This is a genomic window from Pseudopedobacter saltans DSM 12145 (assembly GCF_000190735.1).
Classification (GTDB): domain Bacteria; phylum Bacteroidota; class Bacteroidia; order Sphingobacteriales; family Sphingobacteriaceae; genus Pseudopedobacter; species Pseudopedobacter saltans.
Genome location: NC_015177.1, coordinates 2182000 through 2204295, shown reverse-complemented (window position 1 = coordinate 2204295; position 22296 = coordinate 2182000). Strand labels below are relative to the sequence as shown.

Below are 22296 nucleotides of genomic sequence, written 5' to 3'. Positions count from 1 at the left end.
AGCTTAAAATGCATCTTCAATTCGCAAACAGTTTCCAGAGTTGAAAGCGTAATAATTACCGTTGACCTCTTGGAAAAATTCAATCCCGATACACTGCAATACTGTGACATTAGTTCCTAAAGTTGGAGTACCTGGAAGCGTAGCCGTCAACGTAGAACCTGCATAAGCTGTATTCAATGGAATATAATCTGAATACTCAACGATACTTAATTCATTATTAAGAATATCGTCAGGTTCATACGTTCCTGTTGTTGCGTTATACACAAAATCAGAAACCACCGCCAAAGCGTTAATTAATCGGAAATGTGTTGTACCTGAAGGAGCTGCAATTAAATCAGCTGGATTAAAAGGAGCAATGATAAAGTCAGCACTTTCACGTCCTACGGTATGTTCTACATCATAGGGAGCATTGAAGACACCATTTAGTGATAGCTTTTTATCAAACTCAAAACCTAACAAATAATTTCTTTGTGTTGAGATCTCGACTTTTCGATAACCTCTGGCTTCTGTTCCATCTTCCAAATTGATTTTCTTCATAATAGATGTTAATCGACCTGTAACTTGACTATCTGCCATTTTAGACATTAAAGCTGATAATGCAGTACGAACCGATTTGCCAGCTCTTGCACAACCTCCAAACTCGTTCATGTTTTCACGCGTACGTTCAAATTCGGGAGCGTTATTTACTTGTTCAGCGGTTGGTCCACCAACCATTCCGGCGAAAAATCCTTGTTGACCTTTTATTTTGAAGTGTCGTACATCGCCAATTGTTCCGACATACTTCATAAGTCCTTTTTGTCTTGCCATTTCTTTAAAATTTAAGAGTTAAATATTTGATTGCTATAGCTTTTACAAAGTTCCTATAGCCTTGCGAAATGGACAATATGTAAGATGTTGTAATGCAGTGTAATAGAGTGCTATCGCACCGAAAACGCATAAATTGAAAGGTCAGAACTGCAATCTGTAGAGTAGAATAGGAGAAGAAACAAGAATGTATTTCAACAAAAAAGCAGAGATTTTATGTGTAAAAATCCTTGCTTTTGTATGTGTTTAGTATTTATTTCGATAAGTTGTACTTATGTTGTACTATGTGTTGTGTAAAGTAGGTAAAAGCCTTGTAAATTAAGGGTTTATAATAAGACTTTTGATAATACCTTGTTACCTGCAGTCTTTTATTGTTCACGTCTAATAACACTCATTTGAGTAACCTTCAATTACTCATCGAATATTTCGCATACCATTGTTAGGCACAAGCTAAATTACAAAAATATCCTTTTGTGTAAAAAAGCAGGTTGTTAAACCTGCTTTTTTATAATAGTCCTATGCAAGACTTTGTCCTATTGGTAAGTGGGTGCTTAGTACGACCCTGTTCCAGAGGTTGATGGTAATTATGGCAGTTATAATATCTGCAATTTGAGTTTCGCTAAAAAACTGTAATGCGGTTGAATAGGTGTCATCTGACAATCCATTTTGATGGATTAATGTTATCTCTTCCGTTATCGCCAACACTACTTTTTCTTCTTCCGTAAAAATATCTTCAGCCTCTCTCCAAGCATTCAGTAAAAAAATGCGCTGATTTGTTTCTCCACTTTTAATTGCGTCTTGAGTGTGAATGTTGATACAATAGGCACAACCATTAATTTGTGAAGCACGGATTTTTATAAGTTCTTTAGATGTTTTAGATATAGAAGCCTTTGAAAGATACATTTCTAAGCCAACCATCGCTTTTAGTGCACTTGGTGCAACTTCCTTAAAGTTAAATCGTTTTTGCATTATATAATTTTTTTAAAATTGTTTAATGCAAAATTGCAGAATAAGGAAATAAAAAAACTTAAACTGGTTTAAGAAAGAAGCCTCTTTCGGATTTCGCTTAAATACTCGGGAGTGAAACCTAGATAAGAAGCGATTAAATATTGGGGAACACGTTGCACAAATTCGGGGTGATTTCTAACGGCTTGAAAATAAAACTCTTCTTTTGAAAACGAAAAAAGAAATTTAATGCGCTTTTGAGCCGCTGCATAAGCCCGTTGGTAAACAAAACGGAAATAGCGTTCCATCACAGGAAATTCTCTTAATAATTTTTCCTGTTTATCTGTAGTAATATACAATATCGTAGATTTTTCTACAGCCTGAATATAAAATTCCGTAGGAACTTCGTTTTCGTAGGCAAAGTTATCTGTAAGCCACCAAGTTTCAACGGCAAATTCAGTGGTTTGTTCAGTGCCTTTTTCGTTGATGTAAAACTTTCGTAACAAACCGCTCAAAACAAAATAATGATGCCTGCAAATTTGTCCCTCCTCTAATAGATTTTCTTTTTTGGCGACCTCTTTCGTGTCAAAGAATTTTTTAATTTCTTCAAATTCATCGTCAGAAACCTTTGCGAATTTAGTTATATGTTTTTTGAAAATTTCGGACATCTCTGATTTATACGGTTTGAGTTAAGATTGCAGGTAACATCACGATTAGCGAAACAAAAAGATGAATAGTTTCGCCAATCCATCTCTATATACGAATTTCGCTTTATGTTTTTATAAATATATAAAAACCATTTTAATTTAACAGTAAATCAATTTCAGAAAAATGGATAGCGAAACAAATTAGATAAATTGTTAAATAAACAAATTTGTATAGCAAACCCTAGGGATTCGTTTAAGATTCCTCTATATGCAACTTCTTTACATCTTTGGTATTTTTCTTTAAGTATTTTCTTATTGTTTTTGATTTACATAGTTTTGAATTTGGGAAATATAAAGCGAGTTGAAGGGGGGAACTCTTCAACAAATCATAAACAAGGATAAATATGAATTATTGGTTAGTAAAGTCAGAACCTTTTAAATATAGCTGGGAACAATTTAATAAAGATGGACGCACTTTTTGGGATGGTGTGCGTAATTATCAGGCCAGAAATAATCTGAAAGCTATGAAAGAAGAGGATTTAGTGATGTTTTATCATAGTAACGAAGGGAAGTGTGTGGTAGGAGTGGCTAAAGTGGTTAAAGAGTTTTACCAGGATCCAACAACAGACGATAGCAATTGGGTAGTAGTAGATATTTCTCCGGTAGAGACTTTGAAAAACCCAGTTAGTTTAGAGCAGATTAAGAAAGACGAATATTTACAGGATATTGCATTGGTAAGACAGGGGCGTTTGTCTGTAATGCCTTTGAAGAAGCACGAATTCGACCGTATTTTAGAACTTTCTGAAAAATAGTTTAAAATTAATTTGCTGATAGCTAGTGAGTTTTTGATTTTGATAAAGTTTTTGGCTAAAAAAAGTAAAAAATGTTTGAAAAATATAAGAACTCCTTTTATCTTTGCAATCCCAAATCGGTAGTAATACTGGTTTAGAGGAAAACGCGGAAGTGGCGTAATTGGTAGCCGCACCAGACTTAGGATCTGGCGCCGCGAGGCGTGGGGGTTCGAGTCCCTTCTTCCGCACCAGAGGTAAACCCGCCACCCAATAGGGTGGCGGGTTTTATTTTTTTAAAGACATTTATTTAGAGATAATAAAATCATCACAAATGAATATTACACAGGAAAAAATCGGTGATCTTAACGCGATTGTAACAGTAAAAATTTCTCCTGAAGATTATCAGGCGAAAGTAGAGAAAGCAATTAAAGACCAGGCAAAGAAAGCGAAATTACCAGGATTCCGTCCTGGAATGGTTCCTCCTGCACATATCAAAAAAATGTATGGAAAAAGTATTCTTGTAGATGAAATTAATAACTTACTTTCCGAGTCTGTAAATAATTATATCCAGGAAAATAATCTGCAAATCCTTGGACAGCCGCTCCCGAAAGAAGATGATACTGCTTTTAAATGGGATTTCAATGATGAATTTGTATTTAATTACGAATTGGGTCTTGCTCCTGAGATAAATATTGAATTCAATTCTAAAGATAAATTGGTTTCTTACGATATTAAAGTTGATGATGAAACTTTAAATTCAAGAATCAAAAATATCAGAAGAAGCTATGGAAAAATGACTAATCCTGAAGTTGTAGAAGCAGGAGATGTTATTTTTGGAGATTTAGTAGAGCTGAACGATGATGGTTCTGAAAAAGAAGGTGGGGTGAAAACAACTACTTCTTTAAGACTGGAAATCGTAGAAGATAAAGCACAAAAGAAATTGATCGGCCTTAAAAAAGATGATGTTGTTGAGTCTTTTGATTTGGTAAAAGCGATCAATGATGATGAGCAATTGAGAAGAATTTTGAAATTAGAAGAAGGAACAGAGTCTCCTAAAGGTAAATTCAAATTAACAGTTAAAAACGTAAACAGGTTAGAAGAAGCAGATTTAAACCAGGAGTTTTACGATAAGCTTTTCGGTGCTGACGCTGTGAAAACAGAAGAAGAATTCAAAGCTAAAATTGCAGAAGAAGTAGGTGCAATGGTTGCTCAGGATGCCGACCGTAAATTAGCTGCTGATCTTTACCAATACGGTTCTGAGAAAACAGCTAAAATCGCTCTTCCGGACGAATTCCTGAAAAGATGGTTGAAAGTAGTTAACAAAGAGCTTTCTGATGAAGAATTGGATAAAGGTTATGAGGATTTTGCTAAAAACCTAAAATGGACTTTAGTAGAAAACAAAATCGTTAAAGACAATAACCTTGAAATCAAATACGAAGAAGTTTTAGAAACTGCAAAACAACGTTTGGATGCTCAGTTCAGAATGTACAGCCCACAAGCTTTAACAGAAGAACAATTAAACCAGTACGCTGTTCAGTTCTTGCAGGAGAAAGAAAATGCAAACCGTATTTTTGATGAAGTAAGAGCACAAAAGGTGTTTGATTACCTTAAAAATGTGATCACATTGGACAAAAAAGAAATCGATTATACTAAATTTCAGGATTTAGAAAAATAAGCGAATCTTTCATCGATATTAAAAGCAGCTCTTTTTTAGGGCTGCTTTTTGTTTTTTTACAACTAAATTTCAAAATCGCTGTTATATAGAACATTAGGGTGTTTCAAAAAAACTCAGCTATTTTTTATAGCTTAGATTTTCGTTCGCTAAAAAATATTACATAATATTGAACAATAAAGCGACTCGGAAAAACGGGGAAAATCTTATATTGTGCAAAGCCTTAGATGGTGATATTAGAAAACGACTTATTTAATACCATGAAGATAGACAAAAACGAATTTAGAAAATACGCTGTAAAACACCATAGAATTGGTGGAATGCATGTAGATAAATATATTAATAACGTACAGGGCTTGCATATGCCAACTTCGATGACACCTTATATCATTGAAGAAAGGCAGCTGAATGTTGCGCAAATGGACGTGTTTTCACGTTTGATGATGGATAGGATTATCTTTTTAGGAGATGCTATTTATGATCAGAATGCAAATATCATTCAGGCTCAGCTATTGTTTTTGCAATCTACAGATGCGAAGCGTGATATTCAGATCTATATCAACTCTCCGGGAGGGTCCGTATATGCAGGTTTGGGGATTTATGATACGATGCAGTTTATTTCGCCTGATGTAGCCACAATTTGTACAGGTATGGCTGCTTCTATGGGAGCTGTTTTAATGTGTGCAGGTGCAAAGGGTAAAAGAGCTGCTTTACCACACGCCAGGATTATGATTCATCAACCGTCCGGCGGAGCGCAGGGGGTTGCAGCGGATATGGAAATTAATTTAAGAGAGATGTTGAAGTTGAAACAAGAACTTTACGATATCATCTCTAAACATTCTGGCCAATCTTACGAATGGGTGGAGAGATCATCAGACAGGGATTACTGGATGAAAGCGGAAGAGGCTAAACATTATGGAATGGTTGATGAGGTATTGGGAGTAAACGCTAATAAAACAAATGAATAAGAAAGAAAAAGATGTTAGGTGTTCTTTTTGTGGAGCAAGTAAGCAGGATTCTTTAATGCTTATAGCTGGCCTTGATGCTCATATTTGTGATAAATGTGTAGCGCAGGCCAATGATATTCTTTTAGAAGAATTTGCCTCGCGAAAGAATAAAAATGTTCAGGCAACCCTGACACTACTTAAACCTTTGGAGATCAAGAGGCATCTTGATCAGTATGTAATTGGGCAAGATAGTGCAAAAAAGGTACTTTCTGTAGCGGTTTATAATCACTACAAACGCTTGAACCAAAAGGTTGGTAAAGATGAGGTGGAGATAGAGAAATCTAACATTATGATGGTTGGAGAAACCGGTACGGGTAAAACTTTACTGGCTAAAACGATTGCTAAGATCTTAAATGTACCTTTCTGTATCTGTGACGCTACGGTACTTACCGAGGCAGGTTATGTAGGTGAAGATGTGGAAAGTATTCTGACGAGGTTATTGCAGGCAGCTGATTATGATGTTGCTGCGGCAGAAAGAGGAATAGTTTACATTGACGAGGTTGATAAAGTGGCGCGTAAAAGTGATAATCCTTCTATTACCAGAGATGTATCAGGAGAAGGTGTTCAACAGGCTTTATTGAAAATATTAGAAGGGACTATTGTTAATGTTCCGCCACAGGGGGGCAGAAAGCACCCTGATCAGAAAATGATTCCTGTAAATACCAATAATATCCTGTTTATCTGTGGTGGTGCTTTTGATGGCATTGAAAAGAAAATCGCAAATAGATTGAGAACACAGACAGTTGGTTATAAGTTTGCGAAGGAAAATGACGATATAGATATTAATAATCTATATAAATACATTACGCCGCAGGATTTGAAATCTTTTGGATTGATACCAGAACTTATCGGTCGTGTGCCAGTACTTACTTATTTGAATCCGCTAGATAGGGAAACCTTGCTGAATATTTTGACGGAGCCTAAAAACTCGTTAATCAAACAGTATCAAAAATTATTTGAATTTGAGGATATAGCCTTAGAATTTTCAAAAGAAGTTTACGAATTTATAGTAGATAAAGCACTGGAGTTTAAACTGGGAGCAAGGGGATTAAGATCCATTTGCGAGGCAATTATGATTGATGCGATGTTCGAGATTCCTTCGGAAAAGCAGAAATCCAAGAAGCTGACGATAGATCTGGATTATGCCAAAGAGAAATTCGAAAAGTCGGATTTGAAAAAATTGAAAGTAGCTTAATATATGTCGCCCCGGTAAAGCCGGGGCGATTTTGTTTAACGAAATACTCATACTTATGAACGAAGAGAAAACTGTTAAAAAGGCTCTGGTAAAGACTCCGGATAAGGAAGTGAATTCTCCTATAAAGAAAGGCTTGAAAACAAAATCCGATATCGTGAATAATTGGTTGCCCAGGTATACAGGTAAACCTTTAAAGGAGTTTGGAGAGTATATCTTGCTTACAAATTTTTCTAAGTATCTGGAGCTTTTTTCGGAATGGAACGATAATGCCCCCATATATGGTTTAGATAAGCCTATGCAAAGTGTAACTGCCGAGGGAATAACCATTATCAATTTTGGAATGGGAAGCCCGCTTGCTGCGACCGTTATGGATTTACTTACCGCCATAAAACCTAAAGCTGTATTGTTTTTGGGTAAATGCGGAGGTTTAAAAACAAAAAATAATATAGGTGATTTCATTCTGCCAATAGCCGCAATCCGGGGCGAAGGGACATCCAGCGATTATCTTCCTGCAGAAGTTCCTGCATTGCCAGCTTTCGCTTTGCAGAAAGCCATTTCTACAACAATTAGAGAGCACTCGAGAGATTATTGGACCGGAACCGTATATACTACTAACAGACGCGTTTGGGAGCATGACAAGGAGTTTAAAAAGTATTTACAGTCTTTAAGGGCTATGGCCATAGATATGGAGACCGCAACTATATTTACTGTAGGTTTTGCCAATAGTATTCCCACGGGCGCATTATTATTGGTTTCCGATCAACCTATGACTCCGGAAGGGGTGAAGACATCAGAAGGCGATGCAACCAAGCAATCGCAGGGTTTTGTAGAGCTGCATCTACGCGTTGGGATAGATTCTTTACGGCAATTAATTACTAACGGTTTAACTGTTAAGCACTTAAAGTTTTAAGGGACTTTGATTGCAGTAATGCAATCGGCTCTATATTTATTTTTTTGCGTTTTTGTGTTGTTATTTTTGCTGCTTTATGCATTTATTTAATTATATTTTGTAATATTACTTTGTAAAACAGCATAAAACCGATCATGGCAACGCTTTTACTTGCATTTTCATTCTTATTTTCTTTCCAAATATTAGCGAGAGCTTAGCAGCTGCTGTATTGCGCGGGCATCGAGGCGATGGATGTTTTTGTAGGATAAAGAAGATAAAATCGGTTTTTGTGTGATTGATAAGAGAGGGTTTGAAATAAAATCAATTAACTAATTATATCAAAAACTAAAAATCGAACACATGAAAAAAAAATTACGCTATTTAATTCCTATGCTTTTTATAGGGGTAAATACTAATGCACAAGGTGATTATGATTGGCAAGTACTAGGTAGTACCGGGGTTGGCCAATTTACTTCATCGAGTCAAACTTATTCCTTGTCTTATTATAAGGGAGGAGAGCGGGTATATGTTTCTACAAGAGGAGGGAAAGTTGATATTTTAAATCCGAACAACGGTTCTTATGTTAAAGATATTATTCCTGGAACCGGTTTTCAGAATACCAAGATAAGAGTTACTGAAAGTGGAGAGATTTATTCTGTCACAATGCGAACGGCTGTTTCAAGTTCTTCTGACGGACAGTCTATTGCAGTAAACTACTTAGCGAATGAGAATTCTGCTATAATTCCTTTGTCTTTGCCGTATCCATCCGGGATGTCGTCTATGCCTAGAATGGGAGATTCTTTTGATGTAGCAGGTTACGGTGATCAGGCGGTTTTGTTTATTGGAGGTTCTACTACTAATGTAGTTTATATATATAAAAGAAATATATCCAATGGAGTTGATTTTGTGCGTTCTATTGATATGGGGACAGCTTCTGCGGATATGTCTATCTCAATAGTTCCAGATGAAGCAGATTTGTCGAAGTCCAGTTTTTTTGTATCGTCAAATACAGGAGGGATAGCAAAGAAATTTTTTAAATATAACTCTAATACAGGTAGTTATGATTCGTACATCTTACCTGCGATAATTTATGATGGAACATCGAATACAGCTTTTTCGCAGATTAAATATTTTAGTATTAATGAAACGGGATTTTTAGCCGTAACCGGGGGAAGTTTAGCAGTAGGGAAAAATATTAGAGTATATAAAATCTTAGGTAACGAGTATGATAAAAATACGAATTATAGTCTGGTGAAAACACTAAATGGAGGTAATTATACGTTTAGTGCTACATCTAATTCTGGTTTTTCAGATGTAAGTTTATCGAAGAATATTGTTAAGGCCAGTGACTTTTCAGGTGGAAAATATACGTTGAATTTGTATCAATTGGTTACAAATAATGCTATTTCTAAATATTCTTTGACATTTAATTTAGACGGTACCCTTCCAGTTTCCTTATCCGATTTTACCGCTTCCATCAAAAACGGCAAAAACACCCTTGTATGGAAAACTCAAAGCGAAAGTAATAACGATAAATTTGAGGTGCAGCGTTCTGGAGACGGTCAAAATTTTGAAATTATTGGGTCCATTGCTTCAAAAGCAGAAAGCGGGAATTCTAACTCTGTTCTTAATTATCAATTTATAGATGAAAGCCCTTTAAACGGTATCAATTATTATAGGCTAAAACAGGTAGATAAAAATGGAGAGTTTAAATTGTATGATGTTAAATTCATAAAAAGCGGTTTAAGTAAGGTTTATGTTTATCCAAACCCTACGGCAGACCTTGTTAATATAGATAATGTGTTAAGGTCTGAAATCAACTATCTGGTTTATAATTCAATGGGTAAGTTGTTGTTGTCTGGGACTTCCTCAGAGGCGATGATTTCTATTTCTTTAAAAGACTATCCTACAGGGGTTTATTTTTTGAAGGTTACAGGTAGTGAAGCCGACGTGAAAAGTCACAAAATCGTGAAAAGATAGTATATGGTTATGGTATCTCCGTGGTTAGATTTATTGCGTTTAGTAGGTTTAATGAAAACCTGTATGTTAATAGCACTTGTTATAAATGTGGCAAATGCTTAATTCAAAATGTTTTATCAATTAAAAGAAATATGTCAAGGCATATTCTGAAGTCTGTTATACCTTATACATTATGAAAAAAAATATTTTTTTATTTATAGCCTCAACTATTATAATTGGTGATTTATTTGCTAAAATACCGCCTAAGAGAGAATTCAGAGGTGTTTGGATTGCAACCGTAAAAAATATCGATTGGCCATCAAAGGCAGGCTTAAGTTCGGATTTGCAAAAAGATGAACTGATTAGAATATTGGATGAGCATCAGAAAAATAAAATGAATGCGATCATGTTTCAGGTTCGTCCTTCAGCCGATGCCTTCTATGCAAATGGGGAAGAGTTGTGGAGTTATTTCATCGCAGGCCAGCAAGGGAAAGCTCCGGAGCCATTTTATGATCCCCTGGAATTTGCTATTCGGGAGGCACATAGAAGAGGAATGGAGCTGCATGCCTGGTTTAATCCATACAGGGCTACGAATGACAGCAACGAAAGTTTAGTTAGTCCGAACCATATCACTCATCAGAAGCCTGAATGGTTCTTTACCTATTCAAAAAAGAAATTTTTTGATCCGGGCTTGCCGGAAGTAAGAGACTATATTAATAAAATTATCATTAATGTGGTTAAAAATTATGATATCGATGGTGTTCATTTTGACGACTATTTCTATCCGTATCCAGCTGCAGAGCTTATGCCTGATACGACAACATTTGCTCGCTATCCAAATGGTTTTACAGATATTCATGATTGGAGAAGGAATAATGTAGATTTATTGATAAAATCAGTAGCTGATAATATTAAGAAAGAGAAACCTTATGTGAAATTTGGTGTCAGCCCATTCGGAATCTGGCGAAATAAAAAAGAGGACCCCAAAGGTTCTGATACCAATGGACTGTCTGGCTATTCCGCATTATATGCAGATGTTTTAAAGTGGACCGAAAAAGGCTGGATTGACTATGTGAATCCGCAAATATACTTCCCATTTAACTATGCACCCGCGGCTTATGAGAAATTGCTGGATTGGTGGGGGAGCAACGCTTATGGAAAGCATGTGTATGTAGGGCATGGTGTTTATCGATTGACGGAAACTAAAAACGGATGGGATGATCCATCGCAAATGCCACGGCAAATAGCATATTTAAGAAAGAACCCTAACATACAGGGTAGCGTTTATTTTAGCTCCAAATCGGTAACCAACAACCTTGGAGGATTTCAAGACTCCTTGCGGACCAATTTGTATTCCAAGATAGCTTTGGTTCCGGAAATGGATTGGATAGACAGTTCTAAGCCTGTTTCCCCGAAGGATTTGACAATGAAAAAGGGAGTGCTTAGATGGAAAAGGCCGCAAGATGAACGTGTTTTTGGTTATGTAATTTATCGTTTTCCTAAAAATAACGAAATCGATGTGAACAATCCGGAAAATATTATAGGTGTGACTTTCGACTCCGCCGCTACTGTTTTTGAGGAAAAAGATAAGTTGAAAAGACGAAAATTCACGTATGCGGTAAGTTCCTTAAACAGATTGAAAAACGAAAGTTTACTGTCTGAAACAGTAAAAGGAAGATAATATGCATTAGTTTGCGTTTTTAAAATTTTAAAAACGCAAACTAATGCATGTATCAATTTTAATTATTATTTTTGATTTAGATTATACCCTGGAGATAATGATTAAACGGACACTTGTTTCGCTATTGTTGATAATCACTTTAAGTACGGCTTATGGTGATCATATCAAGTTTGCATTAGTGACGGACACCCATATCGGAAATGCAACGGGAGCTGCAGATTTAGAAAATACCGTAAACGATATCAATAAAAGTAAAGAAATTGAATTTGTGATTTTGTCAGGTGATGTCACCGAATTTGGTTCTGACGAAGAACTTAATATAGCGAAAACAATACTCGATAAGCTGAATAAACCCTGGTATGTAGTTCCCGGAAACCATGATAGCAATTGGTCTGAAAGCGGAGCCAATACTTTTAATACAGTCTTTGGCAGAAGTACCTTTGAATTTGAGCATAAGGGGGTAGTGTTTTTAGGAACGGGTTCAGGGCCGAATATGCGTATGGGACCAGGGCAAATCCCACGCGAAGATATTGTCTGGCTAGAAAAAGCACTGGGTAGAGCCGGAAATCGGCCAATTGTATATGTTAATCATTATCCACAAGATTCATCTTTGAATAATTGGTACAGTGCGCTGGATTTGTTAAAAAAGAAGAATATTCAGTTTATGCTTTGTGGCCATGGCCACATCAATAAATTATATAATTCTGAAGGAATAGCTAATGTTATGTGCCGCTCTAATTTAAGAGCTAAGGATTCGATAGGGGGATATAATATTATAACCATTTCTAATGGAGTCGCTTCTTTTCAGGAAAAGCGGCCTTTAATGCCCTTAAATGACGCCTGGTTGACTTTAAAACTGTCGGAGTATAAGTCAGATTCGATTGTTTATAAAAGACCTTCTTATGATGTAAATAAAAAACAAACGAAAGTAAAGCAAGTTTGGGAATATCAGGATGATAGCGATTTAGGAACTGGGATTTCGTTGTATGGAACGTATGCCATAACAGCAAATACAAAAGGAGAAGTATATGCACTGGATATAAGAAAAGGCAAAAGAATCTGGACATTTAAATCCAATGGTAAAATTTATTCGACTCCTGCTGTAGCCTCAGGAATAGTTGTTGTTGGATCATCAGATCATTTTATATACGGGCTTTCTGCCGAAAATGGTAAACAGCTATGGAAAATCAAAGCAAATAAAGCTGTGTTAGGTTCACCTGTAATTTTTCAGAACGTCGCTTATATCGGAAGTTCTGATAATATTTTCAGGGCAATAGATATTTTAAACGGTAAACTGGTTTGGGAATATAAAGATGTAGAGGGCTTTGTAGTAACGAAACCTCTTGTTTATCAGAACAAAGTATTTTTTGGAAGCTGGGGAAGGTATTTTTATGCGCTGAATCTGAAAACAGGTAAGGAAATCTGGAAGTGGAATAACGGGTCTTCCAATAGGATGTTTTCTCCTGCGGCATGCTATCCGGTTGCTGCTTATGGGAAAGTGTTTATTGCTGCCCCGGATAGATATTTCACGGCTTTCGATGCAAATACGGGAGAAGTTTTATGGAGAGTCACAAATCCACATAACAGGGTAAGAGAATCTATTGGCATTTCTGGAGATTCGTCCACGGTTTATGCAAAAACTATGGATGGAAAGGTTATTGGAGCATCTACAAGGGAGTCTGAGTATAATGAAAACTGGAAATCCAGCTTGAGTTTACCCTATGAAATTAGCCCGACAGCGATAGTTGAAGATAGTGGATTGATTTTCGTGCCGTCTCAATCGGGGCTGGTAAGTGCATTGGATAGAAAATCCGGAGATGTAGTATGGCAATACAAAACATCCAATAGTTTGGTTAATGTTGTTCTTCCGATAGGAAATAATAAAGTGTTGGTAAGTACCATGGATGGTAAAATTAATTGTTTAGCGTATAATTTTTAAGATATCGATAAATGAAGAAACTGTTTTTTGTATGGGCATTTTGTAGTTCTTTGAGTGTTTGTGCTCAGGAATTTTTACAAAAAACTCCCGAAGCGGTTCTGTGGGCAGATAGTGTGCAAAAGAAGTTAAATAAGAAGCAGAAGATAGCACAGCTTATGGTGATCCGGGTATCGGAAAGGCAAGGCAATAAGGATGTATTTTTTGAAGAAAAGGTAAGCAAGGATATCAGAAAATATAAAATAGGGGCACTTTGTTTGTTTCAGGGCGCGGCTGTGAGGCAAGCGGAGGTTTTAAATAGATTGCAATCTATATCGAAAGTGCCATTGATGGTGACAGTTGACGGAGAAACGGGATTGGGGATGCGATTCTCGGATGTAAAGCCTTTTCCTAACCAGCTAACTATGGGGGCTACCCGGGATACTGCTCTTGCATACAGGGTAGGAAAAGCTATAGCAGACCAATGTCACAGGGCGGGTATTCAGGTAAACTATGCACCAGTTGTTGATATCAATAATAATCCAGCCAATCCGGTAATTAATGTACGCTCTTTTGGAGAAAACAAGGAAATGGTAGCTTTGATGGGAACAGCAATAATGAAAGGAATGCAGGATGAGGGGATTATGGCCTGCGCCAAGCACTTTCCGGGTCATGGGGACGTAAATGTTGATTCTCATTATGATTTACCGGTTATTTTAAAATCAAGGGAAGAATTAAATAACCTGGAACTTTTTCCTTTTAAAGCTTTAGCAAAAGCAGGCGTTGGTAGTATGATGATGGCGCATTTATATATTCCGGCTATTGATACGGAAGAAAACAAGGCTACTTCTCTATCTAAAAATAATGTGACTGATCTTTTGAGGAATGAAATCGCTTATCAGGGATTGACATTTACTGATGCGTTGGAAATGAAGGGCGTTGCCAAATTTTATCCTCAGGGATTAGCTTCTGCCAAATCGATTATAGCGGGTAACGACATGCTTTGTCTTCCCGGAGATATTAGAGGAAGTGTCAAAAGTATAAGAAAAGCGATAAGAAAAGGGGAATTGTCCTGGAAAGATATCGATCAAAAAGTAAACCGAGTGCTTTTGTCTAAATACCATTTAGGGCTAAATCAGTTAAAACCAGTTGATACGACTAACATAACGGCAGATTTGAATAAAGATGTTTATAAAGTAAAAACGGCTGTGTACGAAAAGGCTATTACCGTACTTAATAAAACTGATTCCCAATTATTTGATCTGTCTGATACGGCAAAAGTCGCTTATGTAGGCGTTGGATTAAAATCAGATAATAATTTATCCCGATTGCTAAAATCTAATTACAATACAGACGTTTATTTATTAGCTAATGATGCTTCTATGGATGAAGTGACACAAATATTGAACAAGCTAAATGATAAGTATGGTGCAATTATTCTGGGACTGCATCAATACAGTAAAAATCCTGCCAACAACTTTGGAATATCAGCATCATCTATAAGTTTGATTAATGCGGTTTTAAAAAAGAATAACGTATTGAGCTTGGTATTCGGGAGCCCTTATGTTATCAATAAATTTACTGCTGCTAAAAATCTGGTGGCTTGTTATGAAGACGATGAGGTGATGCAGGAAACTGCCTTTAAATTATTAAGAAACAAAATAACGACTTCTGGTCGTTTGCCGGTGAGCATAGATACAACCTATCCGTACGGAGCAGGATTATAGAATTTTAATTTTTAGTGTGTGTATTATGGAATTTACAACTGAACAAGAATCAAGCTATAATGGTTTAGAAAATATGTCTGTGAACGAAATTCTGACCAATATAAATAAAGAAGATGCATCTGTGCCCGCTTCAGTGGCAAAAGCAATACCGCAAATAGAAAAGCTGGTGGCTGTAGCAGTAGAATGCATGAAGAAAGGGGGGAGGATATTTTACATTGGTGCGGGAACAAGCGGTAGATTAGGTGTGTTGGATGCTTCTGAATGCCCGCCAACTTTCGGTGTGCCATTTGATTGGATAGTGGGAATTATAGCTGGCGGTGATACGGCTATTAGAAAAGCCGTGGAAAATGCTGAAGATGATATGGAACAGGCCTGGAAGGATCTTCAGGGATTTGGTATCAATGAAGATGATGTGGTAATAGGTATTGCGGCTTCGGGAACAACGCCATATGTAATTGGTGGGCTAGAACAGGCGAATAAAACCGGAATTGTTACCGGATGCGTAGTATGTAATTCGGGAAGTCCTATAGCGCAGGAAGCGAAATTTCCGGTAGAGGTTGTAGTAGGGCCCGAATTTGTTTCTGGTTCTACCAGAATGAAATCCGGTACTGCACAAAAATTAGTTTTAAATATGATAAGTACAGCTGTTATGATTCAGTTGGGGAGAGTGAAAGGGAATAAAATGGTTGATATGCAGCTGACTAATAGTAAATTGGTAAGCAGAGGGACAAGGATGATTATGGCAGAGACCGGAGTGAATGAACAAAAAGCTGCGCAATTGCTTGAAGAATACGGTAACGTGAGAAGAGCAATTGAGAGCTATAATCATCATTAAATTATTTTTATCGGATATACAATTGTTCTAACAATTATTATCATCTTGTATCGCAGAAACGGCTTAAATTAATTTTAGGAATAAATAGGAATATATGTCTCCTTCTTTGCTTTTATTATTTCTGGTTATATACTTCTCCGTATTAATCGTTATATCTTATTTTACATCTAAAAACTCGTCTGATAATTCGAGTTTTTTCATAGCCAATAGGAATTCTAAATGGTACTTTGTTGCTTTTGGAATGATTGGTACAGCGCTTTCGGGGGTTACATTTATTTCAGTTCCCGGTGCGGTGGAAAAGAGTTCATTCGGATACTTTCAGTTTGTTTTAGGTAATGCGGTAGGTTTTGTCCTGATAGCTACGGTGCTTTTGCCTCTTTATTATCGGATGAACCTGATTTCTATTTACACTTATTTAGAAAAGAGATTTGGGTACTGGAGTTACAAATCGGGGGCCATGATATTTTTGATTTCCAGAACTATAGGGTCCGCATTCAGGCTTTATTTAGTGGCAATTGTGCTTCAGAAATTTATTTTTGATGCCTGGAATGTGCCATTTTGGTGTACCATTGTAATCTGTTTATTGCTCATATGGTCTTACACATTTAAAGGCGGTTTAAAGACTATTATTATTACTGATACATTACAAACGGTATTTCTTTTATCTTCTGTGGTTTTGTCAATTTATTTTATCTCAAAAGGATTGAATATTGATCTGAAACATACTTTTGAGGCTGTAAAAGAGAGTTCGTATTCGAAAATATTCTTTTGGGATGATTTTGGATCCAATAAAAATCATTTTATTAAACAATTTTTAGGCGGTATTTTTATTACCATTGCCATGACGGGACTGGATCAGGACCTGATGCAAAAAAATTTAAGCTGTAAAAATATCTGGGAAGCACAAAAGAACATGTTGTCATTTACAGGGATATTTGTTGTGATGAACATGTTTTTCCTAAGCGTGGGAGCTCTATTGTATATCTATGCCCATTCAAAAGGTATCGACGTGGCTTCGTTGGGAACTCCAGACCATTTGTTCCCCGAAATAGCTCTAAATTATTTAGGAGTGGTACCCGCTGTGATTTTTATGCTGGGTTTGACGGCTGCGACTTTTGCGACTACAGATTCTGCATTGACAGCTTTAACAACTTCATTCTGTGTAGATTTTCTTCATTTTGATAAAAAGACTGATACCAATGATCCTAAATTAGTTAAACAAAGACATTGGGTTCATATTGCATTCTCTTTTGTAATATTTTTAGTGGTATTGGTGTTTAAAATTATCAATGATGATTCCGTTGTAAATGCAATCTTCAAAGCGGCGGGATATACTTATGGCCCATTGTTGGGCTTATTTACTTTTGGTATGATAAGTAGAAGAGCTGTTGCAGATAAATTGATACCCTATATCTGTGTTTTATCGCCAGCAATAGCTTTTGTTATCGATAAAGAGTCTTTAAATTGGTTCGGTTATTCGATAGGTTTTGAATTAATTATTATTAATGCGTTAATAACTATGTTCTGTATGTTGCTAACAAGCCGCAGAGCAGATAAAGTTGTCTAACTAGATATTTTTTGATAGTTATAGTTCTACAGGTTTAAAACTTGGATGAACTATAACTATTTTTGTTTTGTTTCAAAATTTGTGCTGTTATGAATATTGGCGAACTTTTAAAAGCAATAATTCCTGCGGATAGAATAAAGGATAGGTTGATAGATGTAGTGTCATATGCTGCAGATGCGGGTTTTTACCATCTTACACCTAAAGCAGTGGTGCGGCCTATAGCTGTGGACGAAGTCATTGCGTTATTTCGTTTTTCCCATCAACATCAGGTGCCTATGACTTTCAGAACCGGGGGAACCAGTCTTTCCGGGCAATCCATAACAGATGGGATTTTGGTAGATTTAAGTCAATATTGGGATAAGGCACATGTGGAAAACGGGGGACTACAGATTAGGGTGCAACCCGGCATTATCGGAGCAGCTGTAAATAACAAATTAAAGAGTTTTGGCAAGAAAATAGGTCCAGATCCATCCAGCATAAACTCGGCTATGATGGGAGGGATTTTGTCTAACAATTCAAGCGGAATGTGTTGTGGTGTACATGCTAATTCTTATCATACCACCAAGTATATCAAATTCGTTCTCCCTAATGGGAAATGCTTTAGTACGGAGAATCAAAGTGATTATGAGCGTTTTGAAAAAGAGTGTAATGATATATTTGAAACTCTGACCGGTTTAAGGTCTCAGATTATTTCAAATCCCGATCTTTTCAATATTATTCGTCATAAATATCAGACAAAAAATACAGTAGGGTATTCTGTTAATTCTTTTATAGATTATGAACATCCTTTGGATATTCTGGCTCATTTGTTAATCGGAGGAGAAGGTACGCTTGGTTTTATCGCCGAAGCGGTTATGAACACTGTTGACGATTATAAAGAAAAATCTACGGCTTTACTCTATTTTCCGGATATTTATGAAGCCTGCAAGGCAATTATACCTTTAACAGCATCTGGTGCAGAGGCTGTTGAGTTAATGGATAGAGCATCTCTTCGTTCTATAGAACATATTAAGGGAGTCCCGGATATTTTAAAAACCTTACCTGAGGCCGCTGCGGCGCTGCTAATTGAATACCAGGCCAACACGAATGACGAGCTGAACGTTAAAATAAATCAGTTTTTAAGCCTTTCGGAAGAATTAAGCTTGCTTAGTCCTGCTGTATTTACGCAGGTTCCGGGAGAACAAGCTTTTTTGTGGACACTTAGAAAGGGAATGTTTCCATCTGTTGGTGCCGTTAGAGCTAGCGGATCTACCGTGATTTTGGAAGATATAGCTTTTCCTGTCGAGACCTTGGGAGATGCTATTTTGGATCTTCAAAAGCTATTTAAGGCCTATGACTATACAAATGCAATTATTTTTGGGCATGCTAAGGATGGAAATATCCATTTTGTCGTAACGCAATCTTTTCAATCTCAACAGGAAATAGAGCGATATGATAGATTTTTAAAAGATGTAGTTCTTTTAGTGGTTGAGAAATACAGGGGGACATTGAAGGCGGAGCATGGTACGGGAAGAAATATGGCTCCGTTCATTGCAACAGAGTGGGGAACCGAGATTTATGCGATCATGAAGCGGTTGAAAGAGGTTATTGATCCTAAGAACCTGCTAAATCCGGGAGTTATTATCAATGACAATACAAAAGCCCATATAACGAATCTTAAAGATTTGCCAACAGTAGAACACGAGGTAGATAAATGTATGGAATGTGGCTATTGTGAGCATGTATGTCCGAGTAGAAATATTACGTTAACTCCCCGCAGGCGTATAGTTGTAAGGCGAGAGCTTACAATATTGAAGAAAAAAGGCGAGAAAGCTAAATATGAAGAGCTGCTGGATCAATATCAATACGATGGTTTAGATACCTGTGCAGTTGACGGACTTTGTGCTTCTGCTTGTCCGGTTGATATTAATACGGGAGATCTGGTGAAAAGACTGAGAAGAGAAAACCATAGTGATTTTGCTAATAGCGTAGCGCTCCAGATAGCTAAAAACTTTGCTTTTGCATCTTCCGCTACCGAATTTGGAGTTAAAGCGGCTAATGGTATCAATGGTGTCTTGGGCGGGAATGCACTTACTAAAATAACCAAGGCTGTTAAAGAAGTTATCCCGGCGATTCCTCAATGGTCCAATCAGATAAAGTCTACTGGAAATATCACCTCTAAATATAAACAGCAAAGTGTTGATGCTGTGGTTTATATGCCGACCTGTATTTCGAGGATGATGGGGGGTGCGGCAATAGACGGTAAAAAAAATATTATAGATACTATAGCAAGTATTTCGGCTAAGGTTGGGATTAGCTTTAAAATACCGGATAAAATAGGATCGATGTGTTGTGGGCAGATGTTTTCTTCTAAAGGTTACCAGAAAGCTTTTGAATATAGCGTAAACAGAACTGTTGAACAAATTTGGGAAGAGAGTAATAAAGGCCAGCTGCCAGTAATGCTTGACGTAAGTTCTTGTACGCATACTTTACAAGGTGCCAGAAACTATCTGACGGAAGAAAATAAAAAGCGTTTAGATACTTTGAGGATTATAGATAGTATAGAATATATAGATGAGTTTATTATCCCAAGAGTGAGCTTGCAGCGTAAAAAGCAAAGGATTGTGCTGCATCCAGTTTGCTCGCTAAAGAAAATGGGATTAAATGCTAAGTTTAAAAAGGTGGCGGATTTCTTTGCAGAAGAAGTAGTAATGCCATTTAATGCTAATTGTTGTGGCATGGCAGGAGACAGAGGTTTTCTGTTTCCGGAATTAACCCAATCTGCTACAGAAATGGAAGCCCGAGAAATAAATACCTGTGGTTCGTTTGATGGTTATTATTCCTCTAGTAAAACTTGTGAAATGTCTTTGTCGGATGCGGTTGGTAAAAATTACGAGTCTATAGTTTATCTCGTGGATGATTGTATATAAGTGATTTGTAGGGTTATTAGACTCTGGATATGACTTGCACTCAAAAGTTTGTAAAAACTTTATTTTTAAATTTTTGAAAAGACCCGGTATTTCGAGGGCACTGAAAAAGCTTTAACATTTTAATGAGTCTTAAGAAATGACTGAGTACAGGATTTACCTTACTCGGTCATTTTTGTTTAAAGGATTTCTGGAGCTTGTTTTTTCATGGCCTTATTGTAGGTTTCGTCGACTAGGACTTAATATTTGGAGTTTTGAGTATCCCAATTCGACTGTTTTTGAGGTAATACTCCTCCTTTTTAGATCAATTTCAGGATTCTTTTCAAATTTACTGTGAAGATGGCCATTGCACCCTGCATTTCCATATTTTGGTCACCATAGGAATCTGCTCTTCCATAACCATGGACATTCTTGAGCTCACTGTTCTTTGCTTCGATTTTATATCTCTCCTTAGACTTTCTGCCATAATAATCTGATTCCTGAAAAGCTATCTGATCTTTGTAAAGATCAGTTTTTACGGAGATTGAATAGGACTTAGTTCTTGCTCCTTCCTTGTAACATCCTTCTCTAAGAGGGCAAACCCTACACTTCTCTACATCAAAGCAATAGCTGTCAACTTGATTACTCACTCCGTTCGTTTTCCTCCCCGAGCTTTTTTGATGGACAAATGATCTGCCGGACAGACAAACATCCCTGCGTCCTTGTTATAGCGGAAGTTTCCTTTAAAAGGTTCAGCTTTTCTTTCACAGCCGGTATTTGACTGATAGATTGATCCTGGTCAAGGACCCTCTGTAATTCCCTGCAATAGGTAAGCTCTTGATCCAGGTCGTTGGATTCGTTCTTTTGTGGTAGATGTCCTTTGTAATCCTCATCAATCTGATATATTGCTTTCCTTAACAGCTTGGAACGCTCCTTGAGTACTTCCAATGCTGAATAAGGGGGCGATCTGGAATGGGGTATGGGTCGCGTCTACGATGATGGACTTTGACTTAATAATACCCTTTTCAAGGGCAATCGTTACGGTCTTATTGATCAACAGGTTCAATAGATCCATATCTTTTAATCGTATTTTACGGAATTTGTAAGCGAACTTGAATTGATCACATCCTCCTCAGGGGCCATTTCAAGAAAGTATTTAAAGGACATATCATATCTGGAGCGACGACATCTACATCCGACACGGTGTAAATTGTTTTTAACAAAAGGTACTTGAACATCTTGATGGGACTTTCAGCGTTGCGTCCATTAGTGTGGCAATACTTCTTCGAAAGCTTGTCATAGATAAAACTGAAATCGATAAGATCGTTGATTTTTCGAAGTAGATTGTCTTTTGGAACAATGATATTGTACAGTCCTGAATAGGAACTGAACAGTATTTTTTGTTGGGTGGAAAGTATCCTGATGTCCGTTAAAGCCTACTTCAAGATACGAAAAAAGAGCAGAAAACTGTTGTTTTACACTCCTTTTTTAGCCCAATCTTAAGGGGACTTTTTCAGTGCCCTAGGTATTTCACGGGCTTTTTTATGGCTTTTCTTAAATAAGTTCACAGCACTTATTCAGTTTGAAGTTTTATACTATTATTCAAATGTCTTTCTCGCTTCTTCATACTTCCGATTTTTAGATCCCACCTACCTGTTGTTGCTTTATTTTGCGTTTTATTGCTGTTTTATTTTTTTTACTTCCTGTTTGCTTAAATGAGCTTTTTGAGTGTATTTTGTTTGTATTTGCTCATTTGTGGTGTAAAATAAAAAAAATA

The 22296-nt window shown here is 36.8% G+C and carries 15 protein-coding genes, 1 tRNA gene and 1 pseudogene; 13 read left to right on the top strand and 4 right to left on the bottom strand.

The window, feature by feature from the left end:
• Nucleotides 1–3: 3 nt before the first annotated feature.
• The 3 genes from PEDSA_RS09360 to PEDSA_RS09350 form a co-directional block, all read right to left on the bottom strand.
• Entirely contained in the window at nucleotides 4–786 is a 783-nt protein-coding gene (locus PEDSA_RS09360) for a hypothetical protein (RefSeq protein WP_245546867.1), read from the bottom strand.
• A gap of 534 nt (nucleotides 787–1320) precedes the next feature.
• The gene (locus PEDSA_RS09355; protein WP_013407616.1) at nucleotides 1321–1773 is read right to left on the bottom strand and encodes a carboxymuconolactone decarboxylase family protein; all 453 of its coding nucleotides are present in this window, start codon (nucleotides 1771–1773) and stop codon (nucleotides 1321–1323) included.
• Between the two features lie 68 nt (nucleotides 1774–1841).
• The gene (locus tag PEDSA_RS09350) at nucleotides 1842–2417 is read right to left on the bottom strand and encodes a Crp/Fnr family transcriptional regulator (protein WP_013632912.1); all 576 of its coding nucleotides are present in this window, start codon (nucleotides 2415–2417) and stop codon (nucleotides 1842–1844) included.
• A 383-nt stretch (nucleotides 2418–2800) separates the two neighbouring features.
• On the opposite strand from PEDSA_RS09350, the gene PEDSA_RS09345 reads away from it, so the two are divergent.
• The 13 genes from PEDSA_RS09345 to PEDSA_RS09285 all read left to right on the top strand — a co-directional run bounded on the left by PEDSA_RS09345 (nucleotide 2801) and on the right by PEDSA_RS09285 (nucleotide 20543).
• Nucleotides 2801–3208 (top strand): EVE domain-containing protein, encoded by a 408-nt coding sequence (locus tag PEDSA_RS09345; protein WP_013632911.1) that lies wholly within the window; start codon nucleotides 2801–2803, stop codon nucleotides 3206–3208.
• 145 nt (nucleotides 3209–3353) lie between these two features.
• Nucleotides 3354–3438, top strand: a tRNA-Leu gene (locus PEDSA_RS09340).
• A gap of 80 nt (nucleotides 3439–3518) precedes the next feature.
• Nucleotides 3519–4862 carry a trigger factor gene (tig, locus tag PEDSA_RS09335; protein ID WP_013632910.1) on the top strand — a complete coding sequence of 448 codons (1344 nt, stop codon included), beginning with the start codon at nucleotides 3519–3521 and terminating at the stop codon, nucleotides 4860–4862.
• Nucleotides 4863–5119: 257 nt separating this feature from the next.
• The gene (locus PEDSA_RS09330; RefSeq protein ID WP_041537383.1) at nucleotides 5120–5827 is read left to right on the top strand and encodes an ATP-dependent Clp protease proteolytic subunit; all 708 of its coding nucleotides are present in this window, start codon (nucleotides 5120–5122) and stop codon (nucleotides 5825–5827) included.
• Nucleotides 5820–7061, top strand: coding sequence for an ATP-dependent Clp protease ATP-binding subunit ClpX (gene clpX, locus PEDSA_RS09325; RefSeq protein WP_013632908.1), 1242 nt, complete (start codon nucleotides 5820–5822; stop codon nucleotides 7059–7061). The genes PEDSA_RS09330 and clpX overlap by 8 nt, the downstream gene beginning before the upstream one ends.
• A 55-nt stretch (nucleotides 7062–7116) precedes the next feature.
• Nucleotides 7117–7971: an AMP nucleosidase gene (locus PEDSA_RS09320; protein ID WP_052305783.1), complete on the top strand. Its 855-nt coding sequence runs from the start codon at nucleotides 7117–7119 to the stop codon at nucleotides 7969–7971.
• A gap of 339 nt (nucleotides 7972–8310) precedes the next feature.
• Nucleotides 8311–9930, top strand: coding sequence for a T9SS type A sorting domain-containing protein (locus tag PEDSA_RS09315; protein ID WP_013632906.1), 1620 nt, complete (start codon nucleotides 8311–8313; stop codon nucleotides 9928–9930).
• Nucleotides 9931–10102: 172 nt separating this feature from the next.
• Complete coding sequence (locus PEDSA_RS09310; protein WP_013632905.1) at nucleotides 10103–11590, top strand: glycoside hydrolase family 10 protein; 1488 nt, start codon at nucleotides 10103–10105, stop codon at nucleotides 11588–11590.
• 43 nt (nucleotides 11591–11633) lie between these two features.
• On the top strand, nucleotides 11634–13529 hold the full coding sequence (locus PEDSA_RS09305; RefSeq protein ID WP_013632904.1) for an outer membrane protein assembly factor BamB family protein: 1896 nt from the start codon (nucleotides 11634–11636) through the stop codon (nucleotides 13527–13529).
• A gap of 11 nt (nucleotides 13530–13540) precedes the next feature.
• Nucleotides 13541–15232, top strand: coding sequence for a glycoside hydrolase family 3 protein (locus tag PEDSA_RS09300; protein WP_013632903.1), 1692 nt, complete (start codon nucleotides 13541–13543; stop codon nucleotides 15230–15232).
• Nucleotides 15233–15257: 25 nt separating this feature from the next.
• On the top strand, nucleotides 15258–16067 hold the full coding sequence (murQ, locus tag PEDSA_RS09295; RefSeq protein WP_013632902.1) for an N-acetylmuramic acid 6-phosphate etherase: 810 nt from the start codon (nucleotides 15258–15260) through the stop codon (nucleotides 16065–16067).
• Nucleotides 16068–16161: 94 nt separating this feature from the next.
• Complete coding sequence (locus PEDSA_RS09290; RefSeq protein ID WP_013632901.1) at nucleotides 16162–17634, top strand: sodium:solute symporter; 1473 nt, start codon at nucleotides 16162–16164, stop codon at nucleotides 17632–17634.
• 89 nt (nucleotides 17635–17723) lie between these two features.
• Nucleotides 17724–20543 carry an FAD-binding and (Fe-S)-binding domain-containing protein gene (locus PEDSA_RS09285; protein WP_013632900.1) on the top strand — a complete coding sequence of 940 codons (2820 nt, stop codon included), beginning with the start codon at nucleotides 17724–17726 and terminating at the stop codon, nucleotides 20541–20543.
• 296 nt (nucleotides 20544–20839) lie between these two features.
• On the opposite strand, the pseudogene PEDSA_RS09280 reads toward PEDSA_RS09285, so the two are convergent.
• Nucleotides 20840–21937 (bottom strand): annotated as a pseudogene (locus PEDSA_RS09280) (transposase).
• Nucleotides 21938–22296 lie beyond the last annotated feature (359 nt).

Bases quoted from the DNA above. Each gene is read 5' to 3' on its own strand.
- PEDSA_RS09360 (WP_245546867.1), bottom strand. From the start codon at position 786: ATGAAGTATGTCGGAACAATTGGCGATGTACGACACTTCAAAATAAAA.
- PEDSA_RS09355 (WP_013407616.1), bottom strand. From the start codon at position 1,773: ATGCAAAAACGATTTAACTTTAAGGAAGTTGCACCAAGTGCACTAAAA.
- PEDSA_RS09350 (WP_013632912.1), bottom strand. From the start codon at position 2,417: ATGTCCGAAATTTTCAAAAAACATATAACTAAATTCGCAAAGGTTTCT.
- PEDSA_RS09345 (WP_013632911.1), top strand. From the start codon at position 2,801: ATGAATTATTGGTTAGTAAAGTCAGAACCTTTTAAATATAGCTGGGAA.
- tig (WP_013632910.1), top strand. From the start codon at position 3,519: ATGAATATTACACAGGAAAAAATCGGTGATCTTAACGCGATTGTAACA.
- PEDSA_RS09330 (WP_041537383.1), top strand. From the start codon at position 5,120: ATGAAGATAGACAAAAACGAATTTAGAAAATACGCTGTAAAACACCAT.
- clpX (WP_013632908.1), top strand. From the start codon at position 5,820: ATGAATAAGAAAGAAAAAGATGTTAGGTGTTCTTTTTGTGGAGCAAGT.
- PEDSA_RS09320 (WP_052305783.1), top strand. From the start codon at position 7,117: ATGAACGAAGAGAAAACTGTTAAAAAGGCTCTGGTAAAGACTCCGGAT.
- PEDSA_RS09315 (WP_013632906.1), top strand. From the start codon at position 8,311: ATGAAAAAAAAATTACGCTATTTAATTCCTATGCTTTTTATAGGGGTA.
- PEDSA_RS09310 (WP_013632905.1), top strand. From the start codon at position 10,103: ATGAAAAAAAATATTTTTTTATTTATAGCCTCAACTATTATAATTGGT.
- PEDSA_RS09305 (WP_013632904.1), top strand. From the start codon at position 11,634: ATGCATGTATCAATTTTAATTATTATTTTTGATTTAGATTATACCCTG.
- PEDSA_RS09300 (WP_013632903.1), top strand. From the start codon at position 13,541: ATGAAGAAACTGTTTTTTGTATGGGCATTTTGTAGTTCTTTGAGTGTT.
- murQ (WP_013632902.1), top strand. From the start codon at position 15,258: ATGGAATTTACAACTGAACAAGAATCAAGCTATAATGGTTTAGAAAAT.
- PEDSA_RS09290 (WP_013632901.1), top strand. From the start codon at position 16,162: ATGTCTCCTTCTTTGCTTTTATTATTTCTGGTTATATACTTCTCCGTA.
- PEDSA_RS09285 (WP_013632900.1), top strand. From the start codon at position 17,724: ATGAATATTGGCGAACTTTTAAAAGCAATAATTCCTGCGGATAGAATA.